Below are 26065 nucleotides of genomic sequence, written 5' to 3'. Positions count from 1 at the left end.
ACGCTAGAAGCGCTCATGTCTGCTCGCGAGTCGCTGCTGCGGTCTTACGCCTCACGTGATGACAATTTGCTCCCGAGCGCCTTTCGGCCCGCTCTGCGCAGTGACAACGCGAAGGTCGGAATGGCTGCAGCAATCAGGACGAACAGCCAATCCTTTGGCCCAAGCTGCACCGTGCTAAACACTTTTGCCAACCCCGGTAAATAGATGGTAACGAGAAACAGTGCCACCGACGACAGTACGGCCAACCACAACCACAGGTTCTCAAAAATATTCCTGTTGAAAATGCCGCCGTTTACACTGCGACAGTCAAACACCAGAATCAATTGCGACATGGTTAAGGTTGCATAAGCCATCGTCTGTGCTTTTGCCAAGTTGCCTGGAGCAAGACGCAGCGTCAAGATGAAGATACCGAGTGTCACCGCTCCAATGAGAACCCCTCTGCTCAGAATTTTAAGCCCCAGTCCCCCCGCGAAGATACCTTCCTTCACATTGCGCGGACGTCGGGCCATGATATCTTTCTCTGCCGGGTCTACCCCCAGCGCGATGGCAGGAAGGCCGTCAGTAACAAGGTTAACCCACAGAATTTGTATGGGGAGCAGGGGTAAGGCCAAGCCAACCAGCATCGCTACAAACATCGTGATAATCTCGCCAACGTTACTTGCGAGAAGATAACGAATAAACTTTCGAATGTTGTCGTAGATTCCCCGCCCTTCCTCAACCGCAGCTACAATGGTGGCGAAGTTGTCATCAGACAAGACTAGTGCGGAAGCTTCTTTCGCCACGTCTGTTCCTGTGTTTCCCATGGAGATACCAATGTCTGCCTGTTTAATGGCAGGCGCGTCGTTTACACCGTCTCCAGTCATGGCTACCACTTCATCGTTCTGTTGCAGCGCCCTCACGATGCGGAGCTTGTGTTCGGGCGAAACACGGGCATACACGTACGTTTCTTCCACAAGGTGAACCAAGTCTTCATCAGACACATTGTCCAACTCACTGCCGTTCATCACACGTCCATCGCTGGGAAGGATGTTCAATTGCCGAGCAATCGCAGTCGCCGTCTCCTGGTGATCACCTGTAATCATCACTGTCCGAATCCCAGCTCTGTGACTGACCCCAATGGCATCAAACACCTCTTCACGAGGCGGATCCATCATCCCAACCAAACCGACAAAGACTAAGTCCTGTTCCGGGTCTGCCTGAGATTTCGCAGCTTCCAGTGACGGAAACACCCGATAGGCAAAGGCTAGATTTCGAAGGGCCTGAGAGGCCATCTGGTTGTTCGCGTCGTAGACTTTCTTTTTCAAGTTTTTGGACAGTGTTTCTTCGCGCCCGCTGGAATAGATTTTTGTCGAGCGATTGACAAGGACATCCGGAGCACCTTTGACAAACAAATAGACTTCTTTGTTGTGCTCCACCAGCACAGACATCAGCTTTCGTTCAGAATCAAAGGGAATTTCATCCACTCGCTTAAACTCTTCATCCAAATCAGCGGCCCCGGCCTTCTTTGCCAAAACCAGCAGGGCTCCCTCAGTCGGATCCCCGTCCACTTCCCAGTTCTCCTCCTCCGACCTTTGGGACACATGCATGACAGCGTTGTTGCAAACTGCGGAGACTTCTATTAACCGCCTTAGTCCAGGACGTTTGAGGGGCGTGACAGGATTGTCATGAGACAGAAACTCTCCCGCGGGATTGTAACCGGAACCTGTCACTTTGACCCACTCTCCGTCGGACCAAACGCGCTGCACTGTCATTCGATTCTGCGTCAAGGTGCCTGTCTTGTCTGAACAAATCACTGTGGCGCATCCCAGCGTCTCAACGGAGGGCAGCTTTCGGACAATGGCGTTGCGCTTAATCATCCGCTGGACACCGAGAGCCAGAGCAATCGTGACAATGGCGGGCAGACCTTCTGGTATCGCTGCAACAGCCAAACTCACACCTGCAAGAAACATCTGATAGATATTTTGACCGTGCAAAACGCCTGCAATGACGACCAAAACTGTAATGGCCAGTGCCAGCCATACCAAAATTTTACCCAGTTGGTCGAGCCTCTGTTGCAACGGAGTCAAGCTCTCCTCCGACTGCTCCATCAAGTCTGCAATCTTTCCCATCTCGGTTGTCATACCTGTACCCGTTACAATCATTTCACCCTTGCCTCGCGTCACCATTGTCCCCATATAAACCATATTGGTTCTGTCACCGAGATTGGACAGCTCTTCAACCATCGAGTGGGCTTGCTTGTTGACAGGAACTGATTCACCTGTAAGGGACGATTCTTCTACATCCATACCCCAAGCGTCTATCAGACGCCCGTCCGCTGGCACCCTGTCGCCGCCTTCCAACAATACAATGTCGCCTGGAACAAGTTCCTTGGCCGGCACAGACACCATCTCGCCCTTTCGTCGCACACGGGCCAGAGGGGCTGTCAGCTCTTTTAAGGCTGACAGAGATTTCTCAGCTTTGACCTCCTGCACGAATCCCAAAATGCCATTGAGAATAATAATGGCAATAATCGTGATGGCATCCGTATACTCACCCAAGAGGCCTGAGATGAGCGTGGCAACAATCAGGACGATAATCATAAAATCCCGAAACTGGTTAAAAAATACCGTCAACAACGAAACTTTCTTGCCCTCCACCAGCTGGTTTGCACCATATTGCCGTCGGCGCTCTTCAACCTCTCCTGGGTCTAAACCCGCTGGTGTGGTTTCAAGCAGAGTCAAACAATCTTTGGGAGTTAGAGAATGCCAGTTCTTCTCCACTGGAGCCACCCCTTTAAGCAATGTCTGATAATCCATATGCTTGTACGAGGACAAACATGTCGACAAGGCTGACAAGCACACCAAATTGTTAGACACGTAATACGCACCCAGTTATACTCGTAGTGCAGAAGGGAGAAGTTAACTTGGACGGACTTATGTTAAGTGCTCTCATTCAGGAATGGCAGTGTTTCGTTGGGGCGCGGGTGGAAAAGATCCATCAGCCCGCTGAGAGGGATTTAGTCATAACACTGCGAAGCTCATCCATCGGTACGACAAGACTAATGCTTAGTGCACACCGAAACTTTTACCGAGCCCATCAGATACGGGGCCAGCGACCCGCAAACCCCGAAGCACCGCCGATGTTTTGTATGTTGACAAGGAAACATATGGAAGGCGGGCGCATAGCACGGATTCAACAGCAAGGCACAGACCGAGTGTTGGAGATTTACGTGGACGGCTACGATGATTTAGGCGATCCCGTTCAAACCGCAATCATCCTCGAACTAATGGGCCGCCACAGCAACTTAATGATATGCGCTGTTGAAAACGGTCAGCCCGGACGTATTATTGACAGCATTGTGCGGGTCACACCGGACATGAGCCGTGTTCGGCCGATTCTTCCAGGAACTACATATACAAGAGCTCCTGCACAGGCCAAGCAAACAGTGGCTGAACTGTCTGCGTCAAAACCGGAAGAAACCTTAACTCATCTAGACTGGGGTCAAACCGCAGACAAGCTTGCTAAACAACTGCCAAAGTTGATTTCAGGAGTGGGCCCGGTAACGGCAAAAGAAGCCCTAGTGCGGGCTCGGGCTCAGGGTAGTGATGGAGACCGCGACTTGACTTCAGTTGTCAATGCCCTCTCTTCCCTCTTTTCAATTGTCAAGAACAGACGGGAAGTCCCGTGTCTTGGAATGGACGCTTTTGGACGACTGTCAAGTTATGCACCGTTCCAATTGACTTCATGCGAACAGACGGAAACATGTGCATCGCTGGATGAGGCCATAGAGGAATACTATCGGGACATTTCTATTCGAAAGCGAACAGGAGCACTGCATTCTGAACTCACTGCAAAACTGAATGAGGCCATTGACCGCCTGCACGCCAAGCGGACAAGACTAAGCCGGGAACTAAGCCGCGGTGAAGAACACGAATCGGATAGAATTTTTGGAGAGCTCCTGACAGCCTATGCGCACGAGCTGGGGAAAGGGAAAACCGAAGTATCCCTGCCAAATTTCTATAAAAATAATGAAATGGAGACTATCGAGCTTAACCCTGCCAAAGATGCCATCGAAAACGCACAAGCATACTTTAAACGTGCTCGAAAGAAAAAACGTGCCCTGTCTTTGCTCGTCTCGGAAGAAGAATCTGTAGAGCAGGACATCGCGTATTTGGAAAGCTGCCTCCTGATTGCGCAAGACGCTTCTGCGGAAGACGTAGAGCAACTGCGAGCAGAGTTGACAGACCAAGGTTTTCTTAAGCCGTCGCGAAAGCGAAAGAAAGCTAATGATAAGCGGACCGAAAAAAAGAAGTCAGCAGAACAATACCGGAGTCAAGACGGGTTTGCTGTCTTTGTGGGAAGAAACAACACACAAAACGATGAAATCACGTTTCGTCGCAGCCAACAAAGCGACCTTTGGTTTCACGTCAAGGACCAGCCCGGGTCACATGTGGTTGTCCGTACATCCGGTAAGGATGTCCCCGAAACAACGGTTCACCAGGCTGCCACCTTGGCCGCATATTTCTCAAAAGGACGGGAGTCATCCAACGTTGCTGTCGATTTCACGGAAATCAGACACGTTTGGAAGCCAAACGGAGCGCGCCCTGGATTTGCTTTATATAAGGATCAGTCAACACTCTATGTAACCCCCGACAGAAGCGTCGTCAAAAGCATGGAACAAACGACTGAAGAAGAGGCATCTGACTGAAGTAGAGACCGCATTTGGATAAAGAAGAGACAACACCTGACTGACGACGCTGAAACAGAAAGCTGCAAGCGGACAGTTGTATTGCATCCGCAAGACATGATTGCACCAGAGAAGAATTCACTGTGTGGAGCATACCGCTTTATCCCTTGGCGAATGTATCCTTTGGCCAACCGTCAAATAACGCAAGCCGGAATTTATTAAATTCCGGCAGCGGCTGAAGTTCAATCTCTTCGAGTTCCCAGACATGACAAAGCGTTTTTTCAATCTCCTCGCGTCCCAGGTGCCTGCAGAGCTGCAGGGCCAGTTGTTGTCCTTGATGGAACACGCGCCTTCCGTGAAACTGTTCTTTCCACCAAGTTGCAAAGCGTGCAGCTTCACGCATTTGCGCGCTGACTGCGAAAGCCTTCCACAATTGAAAATAAAGGGACAGCCCTTCAATCCGCAAGTCTTCTGGAAGTTCGTTCAAAGTGGTAAAAACGTGTCTCGACAGCAAAAACCCTTGAAGAAACGTCACCTCGGTTTCAGGAGAACTTGCAAAAATATGCTCACCAATAGCACAAATCACCTTCCAAGTCCGAAGCGTAAACAGTTGCCCCCGCTCTCCGTATGCCGTCGCTTCATCTGCTAGAGCATACAACCTCACGGCGACAGTCTCCACATAGTAGTACTGCCCCTCCTCCAACAAGTGACTGAATACAATGTGGCGGTAGGCACGAATGACCACCACTGCAGCCGTCCAGAACTCTTTTTGAATGTAGTACTGTCCCTGCTCATACAAGCCGTCCAAAACAGTTTTCATGAGTCCAGTTTCTTTTTCCTTGGCGCAAACACCCACCATTTCAATCCATTGATCAATCAGGTTTTGATGCACTCTCAGCAGTTTGTCCTGCTCATTTTCCGGCAGCGGCAAGTCTTTCCCAATATCCAGCATGACTCTCATGCACAGTGTACCTGTTACGGAGTCGCTGACAGAAGCGGCTCGTTTGGCAATGTCGCACAGTTGCTCCACATTTGCTTGTGCTTTTTGCCAGTGTTTTCGTCGGGATGCAATGTGGTAATCCCGATAAATCAAGTGGATGATTCTGTCAGGTTTCAACAGCGTCACTACCGCGTACATGTATAGCAAAAGGCTGATGAAGCAAATCATGACAAGGACCAGGTCTGCACTCATTTCTTGACGAAGAGCGACTTGAAGCGGTTCTCGAACGGGATCGCGAATCTTAGCCATTAAATAGAAACTATGTAAGATGGTCACTAAGTACAGCAAAAACAATGACGCATTGTAGGGGAGTCGAATGTAAAAATCCAGCACCCGATGAGTATAGTTACTTGCGGCCAATTGAATAGCCACAAGAATCACGGAAATACACAGGGCCAGGATAGTGGACAGCGAGGAAACAATAGTATTGAGGTAGTTTCTCGCCGTGTCGGTATCCCCGTAAAATAACATGGGCGGATGAGAAAATGCCAAAATGATGATGAGGACTGCCAAAATTGCGTGAAAGCTCCAGGAAGCGTTCAAGCGGCGAAGGCCACCCTCATTTTTCGTTACATTCCCCTGATTTTCCCCCATACTTTTCTCCCTTTCGTGCTCACTGCTACTTTCCATCCTTCCCCGAGTGATTTATTATGAAACGGAGCAAATCAATTATGTAGTGGTTAACTGCGAGAGGAGCGCATTTCATGACGAGTCAAGTCAGTAAACGGCTAGCCGCGGGCGCAAGGATGCCGGCCCATGGCGAAAACGTCCTGATTAATACTCAAAACGCTGTTGAAGCAGCGCTGGAGCGGCTGGGATATTCAGACGAAATGTTCGAATTGCTGGCCGAGCCAATTCGCACCATGACCGTCCGCATCCCTGTTCGAATGGACGATGGCCATACAGAAGTGTTTACAGGGTTTCGTGCTCAGCACAACGACGCCGTTGGTCCAACCAAGGGTGGAATCCGTTTTCATCCCAATGTAAGCCTTGATGAGGTCAAAGCGCTGTCCATTTGGATGAGCATTAAATGCGGCATTTTTGACCTTCCGTACGGCGGTGCGAAAGGCGGAATCATCTGTGACCCAAGAACCATGTCAACGACTGAGCAAGAACGTCTGGCGAGGGGCTATGTGCGAGCTATCAGTCAGATTGTAGGTCCCACAAAGGACATTCCGGCACCCGATGTGTATACAAACCCTCAAATCATGGCATGGATGTACGATGAGTACAGCCTCATGCGTGAGAACGATTCCCCCAACTTCATTACAGGTAAACCAATCGTTCTCGGCGGGTCAAAGGGTCGAGAGAAAGCTACAGCATTGGGCGTATGCATTGCGATTAGAGAATCTGCCAAAAGCCTGGGCAAAAACCTTAACGAACTCACAGCTCTTGTCCAAGGGTTTGGTAACGTAGGCAGTCACGTGGCCTCAATCCTTCACGAGATGGGAGTCAAGGTCGTAGGTGTCAGCGATGCCGGCGGCGGATTGTACGAGCCCGAAGGATTAGACATTCCAAGCCTGATGGAGAAACGGGACTCCTTCGGGATGGTCAGCACACACTACAGCAACGTGCTGTCGAATGAGGAATTTTTGGTCAAACCCTGCGATATTCTGGTTCCCGCTGCTTTGGAAAACCAAATTACAGAAGAAAATGCATCGGACATTCACGCGTCCATTGTTGTCGAAGCCGCAAACGGTCCTACCACACCCGCTGCAGACGAAATTCTTCACAGCAAAGGCGTTTTGCTAGTACCTGACGTCCTTGCAAATGCAGGCGGTGTCACGGTCTCATACTTTGAATGGGTACAGAACAATCAAGGTTGGTATTGGGACGAGGATAAGGTCAACCAACAGATGGAAGAATTGATGGTCAAATCGGTTCACAATATCCTCAATACCTCCAAACGCTATCAAGTATCCACACGTCTTGCAGCGTACATGGTTGGCATTCGTCCTTTTGCAGAAGCAATGAAGTGGAGAGGCTGGGTGTAACCACCCCGCCTCTTTCAACTTCATCTAGACATTTCGCTAATTGTCCTCATTTACTAGAAGAATAGGCCTCCAATTGCCCTGGAGAATCGTGATAGTATAAAACCATTGAAAAATGATTTTATACTATTGTTTTGTCTGAAGCTTACTCTGCAACAAGGTTGGCGACAAAGGGTAAGCTGTTAAGGAGGAATCTCGCTATGGATCAAGAGGAAAAGCGCAGGAAATTTGCTGAAGAAGTGGGAACTGAGCAAAAGGGTCTCACTCGGCGCCAGTTTCTTACATATGTCCTGGGCGGAACCGGAGCGTTTATGGCGGCAACGGTTGTTTCACCAAATCTGGTCATGGCATTCGATCCGCTAAGCCGCAGCGGCGGAGGCAGCTTCTCCAAGACGACTTGGAAAGTCACAGACTTCGACGACAAGCTTCCCAAGCACGTAACGTTCATGCAACATCAAGACGACGCCTGGAACTCTCAGGATAAGCCTAACGACGTGTATGTCATTAAGTATCAAAAGAAGCTTATGATTATGTCCCACGTATGCACCCATTTAGGATGCCATGTGAAAGGTTCCATCCAGAATGGGAAATCTGTGGCCCCAAGCTTTAACGACGGCCGTTCCAAAGCCGGCACCGTCAGCTACGACAAGAACATTGGCACGAAAACGTGGTTCTTTTGTCCATGCCACGGAAGCCACTATGACAAGTACGGCGTGAACACGCCCAGTGCACCAGCCCCCCGTCCGCTAGACCTGTACACATACAAAGTGGATTCTGAGGGTTATGTCCATGTTGGGCAGGCATTTAAACGTCAAGACAGCAACTGGGAGCACAATCCAAACCCGACTGTGGAATAGTGTCCGTTTACAGGATTCAGGGGTCAACGGATCAATGGATCAACGGATGACGGCGGAGGTTAACCGCTACACCCTATCGACACTGGCATTTTACATTCCGTTTATTTACTTCGTTTCTGTAACTGTTTATTGCAGACAAATTGTAATTGTAGTGGAGGACAAGTAACACCTGCATACGCAATCCTCTCCCTAAAGAAAAGGCTGTCCCGGGCAACTTACACACGCTTAGGAGCAGCCTTTTGATTTGTCCATGGGCGCGGCTGCGTCAAACAGAGTTGACGTTATGACTTTGGCGCTGATGAGGCCGGGGCTTGGGTCAACGAGGCAGTTAGCGCGGGCAGTTTGTGCCGGGAGTTTGTGAAGCAACTGGTGCGGCCAATTAGTGACTGCAAAGATCCCTATTGCTCGGAGCGACGATGCGATAGGGATCGCAATGATCATTAATGCCAATCGGCCAAGATTTTAGTGTCATGAATGATCCCTAATGTGGAGAGCGTCAGGGTGGAACCTGGGTGATTAGGTGCAAAGGGATCCCTATTTGAAGTGGCCTGTTGGGATAGTGAGCGAATCGATCCCTATGGTTTGGCGTGTATCGTAATAGGGTGCAAAAGGATCCCTAACAAACGTGATGGAGAGCAAACTCGGTTGGACTTGACCGACTCACCCACCCAATTTAAGAAAACAGGCCGGCATATCCCGTTTAGGCTGGACTTTACATCCACTAATTCATTAAAATGGTTTTTGGAACAGGGTAAACACGCTTTTTTCATGTGGTCAGCCCGAACTGCGGTCGAGTCAGAGCCGGTGTGAATTTCTCTCTCGGGAAAGGCTGCTCGGCAAGGTAGAGTGTTACAAGCATGGTACTACGTTGCGTTTCCTTTGTTCATCTCTCTCTTTTTGCGCCATTGCACAGGCTTCGATTGGCGCTGATGAGGCCGGGGCTTGGGTCAACGAGGCAGTTAGCGCGGGTAATTGGTAAAGCAACTGGTGCCGGGAGTTTGTGAAGCAACTGGTGCGGCCAATTAGTGACTGCAAAGATCCCTATTGCTCGGAGCGACGATGCGATAGGGATCGCAATGATCATTAATGCCAATCGGCCAAGATTTTAGTGTCATGAATGATCCCTAATGTGGAGAGCGTCAGGGTGGAACCTGGGTGATTAGGTGCAACGGGATCCCTATTTGAAGTGGCCTGTTGGAATAGTGATCGAATCGATCCCTATGGTTTGGCGTGTATCGTAATAGGGTGCAAAAGGATCCCTAACAAACGTGATGGAGAGCAAACTCGGTTGGACTTGACCGACTCACCCACCCAATTTAAGAAAACAGGCCGGAAACCCGGCCTGCATTTTATATAATTATCCACCACTAGGAAATAAGCGGACATTTCTGCTAAAACCTAATTTATCCCGAGCTCTGCGTGCTCTAAACCCCAAAGGTTTCCGGCGAGTTTCGCCAACTAAGGAGTCTTTGTTCATCCGCTTGAGAAATGTAACCCATCTCAATTGCACTCTGAATTAACTGCGGATACCCGAGCAACCGGAGAACCGGAATGTCCAGTTCCCGGGCCCGCGAAACAGCAGTGTCAAAGTCATAGGAAAAGATGGCTGCCACACCGACAACCTTGGCACCGTGATCGCGTAATGCTTGAGCCGCGTCAAAGGCTGAGCTTCCCGTAGAAATTGTGTCTTCTATCACCAAAACCTGACTACCAGCACGGATCAAGCCCTCAATCCGCTTGCCTTTGCCGTGGCTTTTCGCACTGGACCTGACATACGCCATTGGCAGAGACAGTTCCTGAGCCACAAAGGCAGCATGCGGAATTCCGGCAGTCGCCGTTCCTGCCAGAACTTCTGCCTGCGGAAAATTATTTTGAATCGCCTCTTTCAGTCCGCCGCTGATAAGTGATCGCAGCACCGGATAAGACAGCGTTAATCGATTGTCACAGTAAATAGGAGACTTCCATCCGGACGACCACGTAAACGGATTGTTTGGACGCAGCTCCACCGCTCCAATTTTCAGGAGTCCTTGTGCCAATTGGTTTGACACCGTATCTTCTACAGACAGGAAACTCATATATATCCCCCATTCGCTAGGAACTGACTTCTATCATTTCGTCCCATATCGCTTGCAAGGCCGTTATGGGGTGCTCTGCTTGCGTTACTGAGCGACCCAAAACCAGTCTGGTCGCGCCGCGGGCAGCGGCTTCTCCTGGAGTTAAAGTCCGCGCCTGATCGTGCTGCGATACCCCTTTGGGCCGCGTCCCCGGCACAACAATCTCGAACCCAGAACGAGTCATATGGCGGATTACGTTAATTTCCAGAGCCGACGCAACTACACCATCTAGTCCGCATTCATCCGTCAACTGAACTAATTTTTGGACTTCATTCTCGGGTGAGGTGTCCAGCCCGATTTCCTTCAGATCCGTTTGCTCTAAGCTCGTCAGGACCGTCACCGCCACGAGAAGCGGTTGATGGGGCGCTTGCGCTACTGTTTCCCGGGCCCGTTCCATCATCTTTCTGCCGCCGAATGCATGCACGTTTACCATTTCAATCGGCAGTTCGCAGACAGCTCGCAACGCTCCGGCCACTGTATTCGGGATATCGTGAAGCTTAATATCCAAAAACACACGCTTGCCTTGACGGCACAACTCCTCCACAGCCCCGTAACCTGCTCGGTGAAACAACTCAAGTCCCACCTTATAACCATCGACGGCTGAACCGAACTCATCGACAAGGCGTCGAGCCTGCTTCCAGTCCGGAAAATCCAGCGCGACGTAAGACATGCTTCGAACCTTGTCGTACTTTTCGTGAGAGAGGTCCTGAATGCCGGCTATCCCTGGCTGGACTGCCACAGGTTTCGAACTTTGCTTTACACTGTGCTTTGAATTTTGATTCGAGTCTTGCTTTGAATTTCCGGTTGCATTCCAGTTCGAATTTGGGCTTTCCTTTGTCATGCCGTATTACCTCCCGGCCGAAGCCTCCAAAGGTATCGTACTAAAGCGAATTGTCGACAGGACCTCGAGCAACGACTTGACCGTATCGAGAGAGGTCAGGCAGGGGACGCCGTGCTCCACTGCAGTGCGTCGTATACGAAAGCCGTCGCGCTCGGGCTTACGACCTTTTGTCAATGTGTTGATGACAAGGTGAATGCGGCCGTCGCGAATATCGTCGGACAAGTTCGGTGTACCTTGAGCCAACTTATTGACGACTGTTACACGCAGACCCTGCTCTTCAAGGTATTTGGCTGTACCTTCGGTAGCTGCAATCTGATATCCCAAATTCGCAAATCCCTCAAGGAGAGGCAACGCTTCTGCCTTGTCTTTGTCAGCCACAGTCGCAAGCACTGTTCCGTATTGAGGGATGTCAGTCCCGGCACCGAGAAGTCCCTTGTACAACGCTTTCGCCAGCGTCTTCTCACGTCCCATGACCTCACCCGTTGATTTCATTTCCGGGCCTAAGTCAATGTCAACACGGCGCAGCTTTGCAAACGAGAACACGGGCACTTTGACTGACACCATATCTGACTCTGGAATAAGACCTGTTTCATATCCAAGAGACTGCAGACTCTTCCCAAGGACACCCTGCATAGCCAACTGGACCATGGGCACACCAGTGACTTTGGACAAGAACGGCACTGTGCGGGAGGAGCGCGGGTTGACCTCGAGCACAAAGGCATCTTCACCTGTCACAACGTACTGAATGTTAACCATGCCCTTGACCGACAAGTCGCGTGCGATGCGGACAGTGTAGTCAGTCAGCAGCGCCTTCATGTTGTCCGACAGCGACTGCGGCGGATACACCGCAATGGAGTCACCGGAGTGGACACCGGCCCGTTCAATGTGCTCCATAATGCCAGGGATAACCACTGTTTCTCCGTCCGAAATGGCATCCACTTCCACTTCCACACCTTGTATATAACGGTCCACGAGAATGGGATGTTTCGGTGATACTTCGACAGCCTCGAGAATATAGTGTTCCAGTTCTTCGTCGGAATAGATGATTTGCATCGCGCGGCCGCCCAGTACATAAGAGGGACGAACGACAACCGGGTAGCCTAAGTGCTCGGCAGCAGTTTTCGCTTCGTCCAATGAAATGACTGTAGCTCCGGCCGGACGCGGGATATCCAGGTCGTTTAGGAGTGCGTCAAATTTCTCGCGGTTCTCCGCTCTGTCGATATTCTCCAGGTCTGTACCGATAATACGGACACCGGCCTGTGCCAGCGGTTCCGCAAGATTAATCGCTGTCTGTCCGCCAAACTGCACAATGACGCCTTCCGGTTGTTCTCGTGCAATGACGTTCAGAACATCTTCCAGATGAAGCGGTTCAAAATACAGCCGATCCGATGTGTTAAAGTCAGTCGAGACAGTCTCCGGGTTATTGTTGATTATAATGGACTCATAGCCAGCCTCCCGAATGGCCCATACTGCATGAACCGAACAGTAGTCAAACTCGATTCCTTGACCGATGCGGATAGGTCCAGACCCAAGGACAAGCAGTTTCTTTTTGTCTCCTGTCTCCACTTCATCTTCAGCCTCGTACGTACTGTAGTAATACGGTGTCCTTGCCTCAAACTCCCCTGCACAGGTATCGACCATCTTGTACACAGGTGTCACGCGCTGCTCCAGTCGCCACGACGAAACTTCACTTTGTTCCCATCCTGTAACCCGTGCAATCTCTACGTCTGGGAACCCTTTTCGTTTTGCCTCAACAATTAAGTCAAAGTTCTGTTCTGCAAACTCCGGCCACTGATTGTAGCCCTTGGCTTTTTCAGCGAATTGCTGCTCGAGTTTGACCAAACCGTAAATCTTCTCCAGGAACCAGCGGTCAATACCGGTCCATGTGTGAAGTGTCTTCAACTTCACGTTGCGGCGCATTGCCTCAGCCAATACGAACAGTTGTTCGTCATCCGGATGTCTGAGACGACGCTCAATTTCATCCCCGTCCCAACTTCGACTCCGTTTCACAAACAAGCTCTCGACGCCCACTTCCAGGCTTCGGATTGCTTTCATCAAAGACTCTTCGAAGGTACGCCCAATCGCCATGACTTCTCCCGTTGCTTTCATCTGGGTCCCAAGTTTGCGATTGGCACTATTGAACTTGTCAAAGGGCCAACGTGGAATTTTTGTGACCACGTAGTCCAACGCAGGTTCAAAACTTGCATAGGTTTCCTGTGTCACCGGGTTCTTGATTTCGTCCAATCGATAGCCGACAGCAATTTTTGCGGATACTTTTGCAATGGGGTACCCAGTCGCTTTTGAGGCCAAGGCACTGGACCGACTCACGCGCGGATTTACCTCAATGACATAGTACTCGTCGCTGTTGGGGTCGAGAGCCAACTGCACATTACAGCCGCCTTCTATGCCCAGTGCCCGGATGATTTTCAGACTGGCCGACCGAAGCCGCTGGTAGTCCGCGTCCGACAACGTCTGACTGGGTGCAGTGACAATGCTGTCGCCTGTGTGGACCCCGACGGGATCGACATTTTCCATGTTACATACGACAATACACGTATCATTTTTATCGCGCATGACTTCATATTCAATCTCTTTGTAGCCTGAGATACCCCGTTCCACAAGCACCTGGTGAATGGGAGACATGGTCAGTCCGAGACTCACAATCTCTTCATATTGCTCCCAGTTCTCGGCAATTCCCCCGCCTGTGCCGCCCAGCGTGTAAGCAGGGCGAATGATGATGGGGAACCCAATCCTGCGGGCAAAAGTACGGGCGGCGTCAAGAGAAGTAACAATCTCGCTTTCAGCAACAGGCTCCTTAATTCGATGCATCAAGGAGCGAAATTCCTCCCTGTCTTCAGCTTCCCGGATGGCATTCAAGGACGTGCCCAGAATTTCAACGCCTTCTTCTTCAAGAACACCCATTTCTGAGAGCTGCACGGTCAAATTGAGTCCCGTTTGCCCGCCCAGAGTTCCTAAAATCCCATCGGGTCGCTCCCGGCGAATAATCTGCGCAACAAACTCAGGTGTGAGCGGTTCGATGAAGACTTTGTCTGCAATGTCGGGATCGGTCATGATGGTTGCGGGGTTGGAATTCACCAGCAACACTTCGTACCCCTCTTCTTTAAGGGCTTGACAGGCTTGGGTTCCTGCGTAGTCAAACTCTGCCGCCTGACCAATAATAATGGGTCCGCTTCCGATAACTAAAATCTTGTTCAAGTCTGTACGCTTAGGCATTTGGAACCCATCTCCCTTCTTTTACCTCATCCATCATCTGCATGAATTCGTCGAACAAGTCGTCCGAATCATCCGGGCCGGGGCGCGCCTCCGGATGATACTGCACAGAGAACACTGGGTGCTTCTTGTGTGCCATGCCTTCCACAGTGTCATCATTTTGATTTACATGGGTTAGTCTCAAATCCGTTGACTCTAAAGACCCAGGCTGCACCACGTAACCGTGATTCTGTGAGGTGATGGCAACTTTGCCTGTGCGAATGTTGCGGACAGGATGGTTGACACCGCGGTGGCCAAAGCGCAGTTTTTCGGTTTTTGCACCGCAGGCAAGACCAATCAACTGGTGTCCGAGGCAAATCCCAAAGACCGGGACCTTGCCGATGAGTTTCTGCAAGGCTTCTACAGCATAGGGCGCATCTTCAGGGTCACCCGGGCCATTGCTGAGCATCACGCCATGGGGCTGCCACGCCAGGATTTCTTCGGCAGTGGTGGTGGCCGGTACCACAATGACGTCACAGTTGCGTGCCAGCAGTGAACGAACCACACCTGATTTCATGCCGAAGTCCATGGCCACAACGCGCCGTCCTTCGCCAGGGCAGCGATAGGCAGTGGGGGTCGTTACCTCTTCAATCTGATTCCTTGGCAACGGTGTTTTCAACTTTTCAAGTACTGTGCTGACATCATCGTCTAAGGTAGTTAAAACAGCTTTCATCGTACCTTCGCTTCGAATTTCCTTTGTCAATTTCCTCGTGTCAATCTCTGAAATGCCAATGATGTTGTTGTCCTTGAGGTATTTCTCCAGGTTATTCATGCTTTTATAATGGCTGTCCACGGCGCTAAACTCTCGCACGACAAAACCTCTCACATAAGGCTTTCTCGACTCTACGTCTTCCACATTCACCCCGTAATTGCCGATGAGCGGATAGGTCATCGTTACAATTTGTCCACAGTAGGAGGGATCCGTTAAAATCTCCTGATATCCAGTCATTCCGGTATTAAATACCACTTCACCAATGGATTCTCCGTCGGCGCCAAATCCTATACCGGTGAAGACCATGCCGTTTTCCAGTATTAATCTCGCCTGTTTTCTCTCCTTGCTCTTGCCTGCCACTCGCTTCACTCCCCTACTGTCGCTTTTGCCATGGAATCACGAAAAACTACACGTCCGCCTTGAATCGTCAATTTCGTCCAGCCGCTTGCTCGCCAATTTGCAAAAGGTGTGTTTCGGCCTTTTGACAGGAAGTTTTCGGGAAGAATGTCCCGCTCTGTTTCCAAATCCACCACGGCAATATCAGCTGGGCCTCCTGCCCGAATGACACCGCCCGGCAGACCAAAGGCCTGGCTCGGAAGCGTGGACATTCTCTTCACTAGTTCGGAGAGACTCATCAAGCCCGGGACAACCAGGTATGTGTACAACAGCGGAAACACCGTCTCAATCCCGACCAAACCAAAGGGTGCCTTTTTGATGCCCTGGGCCTTTTCTGACTCTGTATGAGGAGCGTGATCGGTCGCGACCACATCCAAAGTGCCGTCCAGAAAGCCCCGTAAACAGGCCTCCTTATCGCGCTGACTGCGCAGCGGCGGGTTGACCTTGAAGTTCCCGTCGTCAGCTGTAATCAGGTCATCGGATAAAAGCAAGTGATGGGGTGTCACTTCAGCTGTGATGGACACGCCCCGCTCTTTGGCAAACCGGACTAAAGCCACCGCTGACTCCACACTGACGTGGCAAATGTGAATGTGAGCTCCAGTCTCTTCCGCCAGCAGAATGTCACGGGCAATCATCGCAGACTCTGCGGCACCCGGGATTGCCGGCAAACCGAGTCGTTTTGCCGCACCTTCATTTAGTACCCCTGGGCCTGAAATGGATTCATCCTCTGCATGGATTGCCACAGGCAGGCCTGCTTTTTTCGCTTGGATCAAGGCCTCTCGCATCAAGCCGCCGTCTTGAACACCCTTGCCGTCATCCGAAAGAGCGACCGCGCCAGAGCACTTTAAACGTTCAAAGTCTGTCAGCGTGTTCCCTTCCTGGCGTTCAGTGATGCAAGCAATAGGCAGCACCCTGGCCGCCCCGGCTTCACGCGAGCGCTGTGTTACGTAGTCAAGCTGTGCCGGCGAGTCCAAGGGTGGATTGGTGTTCGGCATACAGGCAATCTGCGTGAAACCTCCGGCCGCAGCGGCCGCCGCACCAGTGGCGATGGTCTCTTTGTCTGTAAAACCGGGATCGCGAAGATGTACATGCAGATCCACAAACCCAGGCAGCAGCACTTCTCCATTCAGTTGAATCACTTCGTCAACATGACCGAGGTTCTCTCCAATGGCGGCGACTTTCCCAGTCACGTCATCCACAATGACGTCAACCGTTGTCAAGCTCCCGTCAACAAGATTGAGCAAATTTCCGCCCTGCAGTTTCGTCTGCAAGTACATCTCCTCCAATCAGCTCTTTGAGCAGCGCCATGCGTATATACAGTCCATTTTCCACCTGTCGAAAATAAGCCGCCCGGGGGTCGTCATCGACTTCGAGAGCCAATTCATTGACTCTTGGCAGCGGGTGAAGTATTCTCGCGTGCTCCGGAACCAAGTTCATGTGGTCTTTCGTCAACAGATATTCTCCCGCCTCGGCTGCTTCGTCGGCGTCCTGGAGTCTCTCAATCTGGACCCTTGTCTGGTAAATGACATCCGCATTGTGCACAGCTTCAGCAAACGTCCCGGCCCGCCGAACGACGGTCCCGTTGGCTTGTGCATGCTTCGTTAACGCTTCTGGAAGCGCCAGCGACTCGGGATGAAACAACACCACTTCAATGTCATCGAAGAGCGTCAGTACCTGAACCAGAGAGTGAACGGTACGACCGTATTTTAAATCACCCATAATACAGATTTTTCGCCCGTCCAAACCACCGAGTTCGCGCCATATCGTGTAGGCGTCGAGGAGTGCCTGGGTGGGGTGTTCTCCCGAACCTGAGCCCGCATTAATGATGGGAACAGGGCTTTTATCAGCCGCTCCTTCAATCGCTCCAGTCTCATGGTGACGAACGACAAGGGCATCGGCATAGGCCCCGACTACGCGAAAGACATCTGAAAGCCGCTCACCTTTTTTGGCAGAAGAGGTTTCCTTTGCGTTCTCGCTGCTGACCACCTGACCGCCAAGCCGAACAACCGCCGCTTCAAAGGACAACCTGGTACGTGTGCTGGGCTCGTAGAACAGCGTTGCTACAACCTTCCCGGCAAGAACACTCAGCAAATCTCGGCGCGGCAATCCCCGCAGCTGTTCAGCAGATGCAATCAGTTTTTCGACGCGCCGCCTGTCCAAACTTTTTGACGAGAGCATGTGTTCCACGCTATTTCCCCCTCAGTTTTGCTGTCCTGTAATCCAGACGCTGTCCTCTTCGTCCAGTTCGTTTAACATGACTTCAATCGCTTCATCGCGAGCTGTCGGCACATTCTTCCCCACATAGTCTGGTCGAATCGGCAACTCCCTGTGACCTCGGTCTGCCAGCACTGCCAGTTGAATCATCTTCGCACGTCCGGTGGTCATAATTGCGTCCATGGCCGCCCGAACCGTGCGTCCTGTGTACAGTACGTCATCCACAAGCACAACCACTTTGTCCTCCACTGGAAAGCCTTCAAGAGGGATTCTGTTGTTCTCCGAGGAAGGAACGTCATCCCGGTAAGGACGCGGGTCAAGGGCAAAAACCTCAGGCTGCACACCTTCGATGTCAAGCAGCCTGTCCGCAATTCGATTGGCAAGGTGAACTCCCCTTCGCTCAATCCCCACCAGAATTACCTGACTGAGTCCCTTGTTCCGCTCCAAAATCTCGTGCGCCATTCTCGTGATAGATCGGCGCATTCCAGTCGCATCCATTAACTGTGCTTTCTTCTGCATCTGAGAACCTCCCGTGTCGGATTCGCGAGAAGAGGCGGCACACAAAAAACGACTGCCTAGTGGAAAGGCAGTCGCATATCTTGAAACGCAGCCAAAATGGTAATCCAAGAGCCGCGCAACCGATATTCGTGTCCGACACCTTTCCAATCTCGCGGGATTGGTTTAAAGGTACTGTTCGTTGGTCTCACTTTAGCAACTTCATAGGCTCGCGTCAACTGAAATCTACCACATCCCCTGACGCAACCCTTCAAGCAGTACTGTCATGTCCTGTGGCACAGCGGCTTCAAACACCAGTTCCTCTTTGGTCACGGGATGAACAAAGCCCAGCGTATGGGCGTGCAGCGCCTGCCCTGCAATTGGCAGCGTATGTCGCGGACCATAGATTGGATCGCCAGCTAAAGGATGACCTATGTACGCTAGATGTACCCGAATTTGATGGGTTCGTCCTGTCTCGAGTCGTAAGGAAAGAAAGGTATGTCGCGTGAATCGCTGTTCCACCCGGAAATGTGTGACAGCCTCTTTCCCGAGTTCCGTCACGGCCATCCGTTGCCGATTTTTTGCGTCACGGCCAACAGGTGCATCAATCGTCCCATTGTCGTGCGTCACGAGTCCATGGCAAATGGCCTCATACTGCCTCGTCATGGAATGCTCTCGAAGCTGCTCTGACAGCCCATGATAAGCTCTGTCAGTCTTGGCAAAGACCAGCAAACCAGATGTGTCTTTATCGATGCGATGCACTACACCCGGGCGCATCTCTCCTCCCAGATTCGACAACTGTGTCCCCCGGCCAACAAGGGCGTTTACCATTGTCCCTGTAGTATGACCTGCACCTGGATGGACAACCATCCCTCGTGGTTTATTGATAACGATGACTTCCGCGTCCTCATACACCACGTCCAAAGGAATGCTTTCTCCTGTTATCTCCGCGCTCTGTGCGGCGGGGACCGCAACAGAGAACTCATAGCCTGGCTCAATCAAATCGCTGCTGCGCAGTCTCCGGGTGTATTCCCGGCGTTGAATGAAACCTTGCTTCAGCCAGTCCTGCACCTGGTTTCGAGACACGTCGTAGTCTCGCTCCTGAAGTACATCCGTCAGCCACTTGTCGAGCCGTATTCCTTCGTCTTGTGCTTCTGCAGTAAAGGATTCTACAATAGCCCATTTTTCATTCATGAAGCTTTAGTCGTCCTTCCTTGATGACCGGTCTGACTGGAGACTCCTAATCAGCAGCATAATTACGCCAACATCAATCATCACATCCGCTAGATTAAAAATTGGGAAGTGTATTATCTGAAGGTACATATAATCCGTAACATTACCAAACACGATGCGGTCCCACATGTTTCCAAGGGCGCCTCCCAATAGTAAGCCAAGGCCAATACGCGTCCATAACACAGGCTTATACCTGACATCAACATAAATTACAGCTGCGATAACCACCATTGCCACAAGTACGAAGAGAATCCGGAAATGTGGTAAGATACCAAATGCACCGCCTGAGTTGCGAATGTAGTCGAGGTACAAAACCGGCGGAAATACAGGAATGCTTTGCGTAATCGCCATGTGGCTCCGTACTTCCCATTTAATGACTTGATCGGCGGCAAAAACCAGTGCGGCTAGTAGGTAGATCACTCTTATTGTCACCTTTTCCACTCAAGATATGTTCTGAAACAGTCTACCATAATGCTGTACACTTGGCACAGACAGCCCGGCAGAATTTCTGCCGGGCTGTGCCTTCAAAGACATCCTTCCAAGAGCTGGAACGTTCCCGATTTTCGTCCACCAACCTCCGCCGGAACCGGTGGACTACACTCTGACTCAGCTCTGGCTGCAGGCTAACTCAGCCCTTCCGTTTGTACATTTCATTGCTGATAGCGTCGGTTTCCTCGACAATCCCTTCGTTATCATCCAATTCACCCAAGTCGGGGTCAAAGGGATAGTCGGGACGCTCATTGTAACGTGCTACAGCCTGCCAAGAATCTTCTCCGTCAAATTCCACATTTGTGGTGTTATCGAGGTTTGTCCTGGCATACCCCGGGTACAGAAATTCCTCTTCAACGGGCCAGTCACGATTCGGATGTTGTGCTTCATCCTGCTCCTGGCATACTTTGCACAACACAGCAATTGGCAGGGCTTCCAACCGTTCCTGCGGGATTTGCGTGCCGCATGATTGACAAACACCATAGGTGCCCTGATAGATTGCAGACAAAGCTCGTTCAATTGCCTGAAGCTGCAGTTTATCGCGGTCGCGAAGGCCGACATCCTTTTCTCTTTCCCAGACTTCACTCGCAATGTCTGCTGGATGATTGTCATATGCCGACAATTCGCCCAACTCATCTCTTTCGACGTTAGTAAGTCCGTATTCTCCTGAATTCAACAACTTCCGACGAATATGGTCATAGTCCTTCTTGAGACGTTCTTGCACAAGCTTTAGTTCCACAGCCGTTCCCCCCTTTTCATACTCCCCTCCACTCTTATTGTGGTGTGGTATGTCAGGACTCATTCGACACATTCCTGCCAGGATTGGCTGCGGTTTCAGTGTTATTTATGAAGTTGTTCGGACCTCTTTTGTACATAAAAAAGCCCACCTAAGGGTGGGACCAAAGTGCAGAGTAAAAAAGATAAATCCGTCGTACTAACCGGCATTGTCAGAGTGCGTTTCGTACGCATATGATTCCTTGGCGGGGAGTTCCTGCCCTATTTTGTCCCAATCATCTGATTCGAGCATTTCCAACTGAGCTTGGAGCAAAGAACGAAAACGAGCCCGAAACATGGATGACTGTTTCTGAATTTCCTCCCCATCCATTGCAATTTTCCTCGACTTATTCAAGGCCTCGGCAACGATTCTATCCGCGTTCTTTTCTGCTTCTTTCACAATGAGTTGAGCCTCTTTACGCGCATTGGTCTTGACTTCCTCCGCCGTTTCCTGAGCCACCACAATGGACTTACTCAGGCTCTCCTCAATGTTTGTGAAATGCTTCAGTTGCTCCTTAAGGTCGCCCATACGCTCATCAAGTTCTTTGTTTTGACGAATGAGTCCCTCGTAATCCTGAATCACACGCTCCAGAAAATCGTCAACCTCATCTTCATCGTAACCGCGAAAAGACCGTCCAAACTCTTTATTGTGAATATCTAACGGGGACAGCGGCATCCCGCGCACCTCCTCCAAATTCGACACATCATGTCAGTAATGGAATTCCTTCGACATGTGGTTCTTGAAATCTATTCGACGAAGCCATAGAAAGTCCTGCAATTTTACGACTTCAATACACCTATTTGCAGGCGTTGTTTCCCTCGCTTGGACTCACCTTCGAGACTCATCAGCTTTAATCTGCCAAAGCCTCGAATGGAGATGACATCCCCTTGTTCGAGTGACTCCGCCGGGTTGGTGACTTCAGCAAAGTTAAGAGTGACATGCCCTCGTTTGACCGCCTCTTGAGCTTTACTGCGGGAATACTTACAGAATTGCGCAATGACTGCATCCAGCCTCAGCGAAGACACACTTCCATTCGTAAGCTCATATTGGCTAACTGGAAAAGCATCAACATGGTCCAGACGTTGAATCACTCCGTCGAACATACCCGGCAGACGCCAGTTCGCCTGCACAAAATCCGCTAAGTCCGTGTCCATCACTACATAGGCTTTCTCAGAATTCAGACCTATATCCCCGACTTTCTTGCGTTTTACACCGGTGCCTAAAAGCGAGCCCATGATATGACGGTGTGAAGCTGAGCGCTGTTGATTGAGTGTCGCCGACAGAATGCAAATCCTGTAGTCGGCTTGTCTTTCCACCCAGTATGAAGGAGCAATCAAAGCCCGTTGCCGTTCGGCTCCATCATACCCGCCAAAGAAGGTGATGTTCAGATTGTGGTGGCGCGCCATCGACTCGGCGAGTATCTGCTCTCGTGGCGTTAGAAAATCCGTGAGTTCCGCAGTATAGCGCGATTCAACTTGTAGGGCAATGTCATCCAGCCGACGCAGAAACGGTCGCTCGGCGGCTCTCGCCCATCCGTCAATATGAAGCTCTTCTGCCAATCATTTTCCCTCTTCACTCAATCTTTTTTGTCCATTATCAAAAATCCATGCCTTCAAAATCCATGGATTTGTCTCATCACTTGCTGAACCCATCACTCGCTAGACCTCAACATGGTATTATCCAAAGCTGTTCAGCAAACGGATAACCTCGTTAATGGCCAAGTAATACACGAAAAATGCAATGAAGAAAGCAATGTCCAGCATCATCCCTCCGAGGTTCAGCGGCGGAATAAACCTGCGGAACAAATTCAAGTAGGGGTCCGTAATACGCCGCAGAATCCGCCCAAGTTGTGTTTCTGCCACATCCGGGATCCACGACATGATGGCCACTGCAATTAACAGATACAAGTAAATATAAAGAATGTTACCTATGATGTTTACCAATTGAAACCACATGTTTTCTGCTCACTCCTGCTTTAGCTCTGTCCATTCATTCATTAATCGACGGCCGATTCGAACCATGGTGGCACCTTCCTCGACGGCAACTTGGAAGTCATGTGACATGCCCATGGACAATTCTGTCAGGTCTGGCCAAGACAGCCTTTCCCGCGTGTCCGTCAACGCTTCCCTAAGTGCTGCAAAGGTAGGTCGCGTCAACAACGGATCCTCATAAAACGGAGCCATTGTCATGAGCCCGCGAATGCGAACCCCCGGCAATTCCCGTATCTCCTGAAGAATTGGCACAATCTCATCTGACGCAATGCCGTCCTTTGTTTCTTCACCAGACACGTTCACTTGAAGCATGCACTGCATTGTTACGCCAATCTGCTCTGCACGCTTGCTAACTTCTTTGGCAAGCGGAACAGAAGTCAATGAATGTATCCACTGAAAGTGCCGGACAATGTACTTCACCTTGTTGGACTGTAAGCGTCCGATGAAATGCCACACGGCGGAGTCTGTGTTCGGCAAAGTTACTTTGTCTTTCGCCTGTTGCCAACGATTCTCACCGAAGTGACAGATTCCGGCCTCCAGCAGCGGGGTGATCGCGTTTTTGTCCACGGTTTTTGTCACACCGATGACTTCAACTCGGTGGGCATCTCGTCCGGCTCTTTCACAGGCCGACCGAATTTCCTCCAACAGTGCCGCTGCGGGTGCTTGAAACGGGTTGTGCTCTTCCAAGTAACCGTCACTCCCCCAATTTTGTATGCACCTATTTAAGTTCCGCATGTCGACCGTAAATCCTGCTAAATCGGTGTAAGGCGTACGATGCCCGCACTGCGACCTGTGCTCCCGTGCTCCTTGCGGTGCGAATACAAGTGTTCAACGCGGCAAGATGTGCAGACACCTGCATCCACAATACTTTTTGCATTGACACCGTGTTGTTCCAGGTCCGAGCGAATACAGTCCTGTATTCCCAAGAGGTATTTACCAGGAATCAGCGGTCTTCTGACGAGATACCGCTCGCCAAACGCGGCTCTAATCTTGCCTGCGACGCGTTCGTCCACTTCGTAGCAACAGCGTCTTATAGAAGGTCCGAGGGCAACGTGCACATTCTCCGGCTTGGTACCATACATGCGACTCATTTCTTCCAAAACGCGTACGCTGATGTGAGCAACAGTACCCTGCCAGCCGGAATGAGCAGCTCCAATAACCTGCCGTTCTGAATCGTAGAACAGAACGGGAACACAGTCCGCAGCCAATACCGCCAAAGTAATGCCGGGAACGTTGGTAATTAAGCCGTCTGTTTCGGGCAATGGCGGATGAACATGATGAATTCCTTTGCCTTTGTCTGCAAGGCTCACAGCCGCAACGTGCGAACCGTGTACTTGTTGACCCAAAACCCAGTCTTCAAGGTCACCGCCGACTTGTTGTGCCGCAATTCTTCGGTTTTGCTCCACCGCATGGGGATTGTCATGTACCGACAATCCAAGGTTTAGGCTCGCGTACGGCCCTTCACTGACGCCGCCATGGCGAAATGAAAAGAGGCCGCGAGCAGTATCTCCCGGCCAATTCGTGCGGATCCATGTTGTACCGCCCGTTGCATTTCCTGTCCAAGCCGTTAACAACCACGCCACCTCCCGCGACAAATTCCTGCGGTAAGTATCCCTTTCTTCGCGAGCGGCGTCAAGAACAATCAGGCTTTTCCCCAATACTTTGTCCGGACAGAGCGTAAACATACACCTAATAGCCGCCTGTTCCCCGTTTTCCGGTCTCAGGGGGCAAGTAGTAACCCGGTTCCCTGGATGCACGTAAATCAACGAGAATGACATCCGACCCGATGCGGATTATCTGGTTCCAGGGGACCACATAATCCTGCCCGCCCCCAACCATTCCAAAGAATCGGGATTCTGCAGGAATGACAATCGCCTTAATCAGACCGCTGTTCACATCGACGTCAAGGTCACCGATTGTTCCCAGCCGTTTTCCGTCTGCAACATTTACGACGTCTTTAGACTGCAGGTCCGAAATTCGTACCATGAACTATCACGCCCCTTCCTAAAACCGGCCATTGCAACTCAACGAAAATGCCGTTTCGAACGAGATTATGTTCATGTATATGAAATGGGCCCGCTCATTTAGACGTCAGTATCGCGCTAGAACCATCTCTTTAGAAATTAAGCCTCAACGTGCTTTTGCATGCGGGATATGGCAGCTTTCTCCAAACGCGAAACTTGTGCTTGCGATATGCCTATTTCCTCAGCCACTTCCATTTGCGTTTTTCCTTCGTAAAAACGCATGGACAGGATTTTTTTCTCCCGGTCGTTCAACTTGTGCATGGCTTCCCGCACTGCAATGCCTTCCACCCACGTATGGTCAAGATTCTTATCATCGTGTAATTGATCCATTACGTAGATTGGGTCACCGCCGTCATTGTAAATTGGTTCGAACATCGAAACAGGGTCTTGGATGGCGTCCAGAGCAAAAACGACTTCTTCTTTGGGCACGTCCATTTCCTTGGCAATTTCGACGACTGTCGGCTCACGCAAGTTCTTATTAGTCAGCCTGTCTCTGACTTGGAGCGCCTTGTAGGCAATGTCCCGCAAAGACCGGCTGACGCGGATTGGATTATTGTCACGCAAATAACGCCGAATCTCCCCAATAATCATGGGCACAGCATAGGTCGAAAAGCGAACGTTCTGGCTTAAATCAAAATTATCGATTGCCTTCATGAGTCCTATACAGCCAACCTGGAACAGGTCGTCTACATACTCTCCGCGATTGTTGAATCGCTGAATGACGGAAAGTACCAGACGAAGATTGCCGTTAACAAGTTTTTCCCTGGCCCAGTCCTGTCCACTCTGAAGTTTCGTAAACAATTCCCGCATCTCTGTGTTGCTCAGAACAGGCAACTGTGACGTATTCACTCCACAGATTTCCACTTTATTGTGCTTCAAGCCCTGTTCCCCCTATGATGACTGACCTGTAACAAAACCTAACTTTCGGAACCTAGACGAATATTTCGGAGTCCGTCCACAGTATTTCCGAAGGGGGTAAACTTATGCACAATAAATT

General features: G+C 50.7%; 23 protein-coding genes. 4 read left to right on the top strand and 19 right to left on the bottom strand.

Annotation, left to right across the window (positions count from 1 at the left end):
• Positions 1-44: 44 nt before the first annotated feature.
• Complete coding sequence (locus GI364_RS10165) at positions 45-2795, bottom strand: calcium-translocating P-type ATPase, SERCA-type (RefSeq protein WP_198853949.1); 2751 nt, start codon at positions 2793-2795, stop codon at positions 45-47.
• Positions 2796-2902: 107 nt separating this feature from the next.
• Here GI364_RS10165 and GI364_RS10160 point away from each other — a divergent pair, with 107 nt between their 5' ends.
• Positions 2903-4687, top strand: coding sequence for an Rqc2 family fibronectin-binding protein (locus GI364_RS10160; RefSeq protein WP_198853463.1), 1785 nt, complete (start codon positions 2903-2905; stop codon positions 4685-4687).
• 139 nt (positions 4688-4826) lie between these two features.
• Here the strand turns inward: GI364_RS10160 and GI364_RS10155 are convergent, their stop codons facing one another.
• On the bottom strand, positions 4827-6260 hold the full coding sequence (locus GI364_RS10155) for a DUF2254 family protein (RefSeq protein ID WP_198853462.1): 1434 nt from the start codon (positions 6258-6260) through the stop codon (positions 4827-4829).
• Between the two features lie 110 nt (positions 6261-6370).
• Here GI364_RS10155 and GI364_RS10150 point away from each other — a divergent pair, with 110 nt between their 5' ends.
• The 3 genes from GI364_RS10150 (at position 6371) to GI364_RS25135 (ending at position 8680) form a co-directional block, all read left to right on the top strand.
• Positions 6371-7660 carry a Glu/Leu/Phe/Val family dehydrogenase gene (locus GI364_RS10150; RefSeq protein ID WP_304503177.1) on the top strand — a complete coding sequence of 430 codons (1290 nt, stop codon included), beginning with the start codon at positions 6371-6373 and terminating at the stop codon, positions 7658-7660.
• Positions 7661-7857: 197 nt separating this feature from the next.
• Complete coding sequence (locus tag GI364_RS10145; protein WP_198853461.1) at positions 7858-8514, top strand: QcrA and Rieske domain-containing protein; 657 nt, start codon at positions 7858-7860, stop codon at positions 8512-8514.
• 34 nt (positions 8515-8548) lie between these two features.
• On the top strand, positions 8549-8680 hold the full coding sequence (locus GI364_RS25135) for a hypothetical protein (RefSeq protein ID WP_255524646.1): 132 nt from the start codon (positions 8549-8551) through the stop codon (positions 8678-8680).
• A gap of 1258 nt (positions 8681-9938) precedes the next feature.
• On the opposite strand, the gene pyrE is transcribed toward GI364_RS25135, so the two are convergent.
• The 17 genes from pyrE to sigG all read right to left on the bottom strand — a co-directional run bounded on the left by pyrE (position 9939) and on the right by sigG (position 25947).
• A complete protein-coding gene (gene pyrE, locus GI364_RS10140; protein WP_304503176.1) occupies positions 9939-10589 on the bottom strand; it encodes an orotate phosphoribosyltransferase in 651 nt (216 codons plus the stop codon).
• A gap of 16 nt (positions 10590-10605) precedes the next feature.
• Positions 10606-11469, bottom strand: a complete 864-nt coding sequence (gene pyrF / locus GI364_RS10135; protein ID WP_233096091.1) for an orotidine-5'-phosphate decarboxylase — start codon at positions 11467-11469, stop codon at positions 10606-10608.
• A 6-nt stretch (positions 11470-11475) separates the two neighbouring features.
• The gene (carB, locus tag GI364_RS10130; protein ID WP_198853460.1) at positions 11476-14703 is read right to left on the bottom strand and encodes a carbamoyl-phosphate synthase large subunit; all 3228 of its coding nucleotides are present in this window, start codon (positions 14701-14703) and stop codon (positions 11476-11478) included.
• A complete protein-coding gene (locus GI364_RS10125) occupies positions 14696-15811 on the bottom strand; it encodes a carbamoyl phosphate synthase small subunit (protein WP_370541844.1) in 1116 nt (371 codons plus the stop codon). Before GI364_RS10125 ends, carB begins: the two co-directional genes overlap by 8 nt.
• Positions 15812-15816: 5 nt before the next feature.
• Positions 15817-17118, bottom strand: coding sequence for a dihydroorotase (locus GI364_RS10120; RefSeq protein ID WP_233096090.1), 1302 nt, complete (start codon positions 17116-17118; stop codon positions 15817-15819).
• The gene (gene pyrB / locus GI364_RS10115; RefSeq protein WP_198853944.1) at positions 17075-18025 is read right to left on the bottom strand and encodes an aspartate carbamoyltransferase; all 951 of its coding nucleotides are present in this window, start codon (positions 18023-18025) and stop codon (positions 17075-17077) included. Before pyrB ends, GI364_RS10120 begins: the two co-directional genes overlap by 44 nt.
• A gap of 21 nt (positions 18026-18046) precedes the next feature.
• Positions 18047-18580 (bottom strand): bifunctional pyr operon transcriptional regulator/uracil phosphoribosyltransferase PyrR, encoded by a 534-nt coding sequence (gene pyrR / locus GI364_RS10110; protein WP_198853458.1) that lies wholly within the window; start codon positions 18578-18580, stop codon positions 18047-18049.
• A 222-nt stretch (positions 18581-18802) separates the two neighbouring features.
• The gene (locus GI364_RS10105; protein WP_198853457.1) at positions 18803-19750 is read right to left on the bottom strand and encodes an RluA family pseudouridine synthase; all 948 of its coding nucleotides are present in this window, start codon (positions 19748-19750) and stop codon (positions 18803-18805) included.
• A gap of 6 nt (positions 19751-19756) precedes the next feature.
• Positions 19757-20209 carry a signal peptidase II gene (lspA, locus tag GI364_RS10100; RefSeq protein ID WP_198853456.1) on the bottom strand — a complete coding sequence of 151 codons (453 nt, stop codon included), beginning with the start codon at positions 20207-20209 and terminating at the stop codon, positions 19757-19759.
• A gap of 208 nt (positions 20210-20417) precedes the next feature.
• Positions 20418-21017: a TraR/DksA C4-type zinc finger protein gene (locus tag GI364_RS10095; RefSeq protein ID WP_198853455.1), complete on the bottom strand. Its 600-nt coding sequence runs from the start codon at positions 21015-21017 to the stop codon at positions 20418-20420.
• A 195-nt stretch (positions 21018-21212) separates the two neighbouring features.
• A complete protein-coding gene (locus tag GI364_RS10090) occupies positions 21213-21728 on the bottom strand; it encodes a DivIVA domain-containing protein (protein ID WP_198853454.1) in 516 nt (171 codons plus the stop codon).
• A gap of 104 nt (positions 21729-21832) precedes the next feature.
• Positions 21833-22612: a YlmH family RNA-binding protein gene (locus tag GI364_RS10085; RefSeq protein WP_198853453.1), complete on the bottom strand. Its 780-nt coding sequence runs from the start codon at positions 22610-22612 to the stop codon at positions 21833-21835.
• A 117-nt stretch (positions 22613-22729) separates the two neighbouring features.
• Complete coding sequence (locus GI364_RS10080) at positions 22730-23008, bottom strand: YggT family protein (protein WP_198853452.1); 279 nt, start codon at positions 23006-23008, stop codon at positions 22730-22732.
• A 9-nt stretch (positions 23009-23017) separates the two neighbouring features.
• Entirely contained in the window at positions 23018-23731 is a 714-nt protein-coding gene (locus GI364_RS10075; protein ID WP_233096089.1) for a YggS family pyridoxal phosphate-dependent enzyme, read from the bottom strand.
• A gap of 65 nt (positions 23732-23796) precedes the next feature.
• On the bottom strand, positions 23797-24618 hold the full coding sequence (pgeF, locus tag GI364_RS10070; protein WP_198853450.1) for a peptidoglycan editing factor PgeF: 822 nt from the start codon (positions 24616-24618) through the stop codon (positions 23797-23799).
• 115 nt (positions 24619-24733) lie between these two features.
• The gene (locus GI364_RS10065; RefSeq protein WP_198853449.1) at positions 24734-25030 is read right to left on the bottom strand and encodes a YlmC/YmxH family sporulation protein; all 297 of its coding nucleotides are present in this window, start codon (positions 25028-25030) and stop codon (positions 24734-24736) included.
• A 137-nt stretch (positions 25031-25167) separates the two neighbouring features.
• Positions 25168-25947, bottom strand: coding sequence for an RNA polymerase sporulation sigma factor SigG (gene sigG, locus GI364_RS10060; protein ID WP_198853448.1), 780 nt, complete (start codon positions 25945-25947; stop codon positions 25168-25170).
• Positions 25948-26065 lie beyond the last annotated feature (118 nt).

Origin of the sequence: Alicyclobacillus sp. SO9, assembly GCF_016406125.1 — a bacterium.
Classification (GTDB): Bacteria; Bacillota; Bacilli; order Alicyclobacillales; family Alicyclobacillaceae; genus SO9.
Note: the sequence above shows the minus strand (reverse complement) of the source record. Positions and strands in the feature narration are given on the sequence as shown.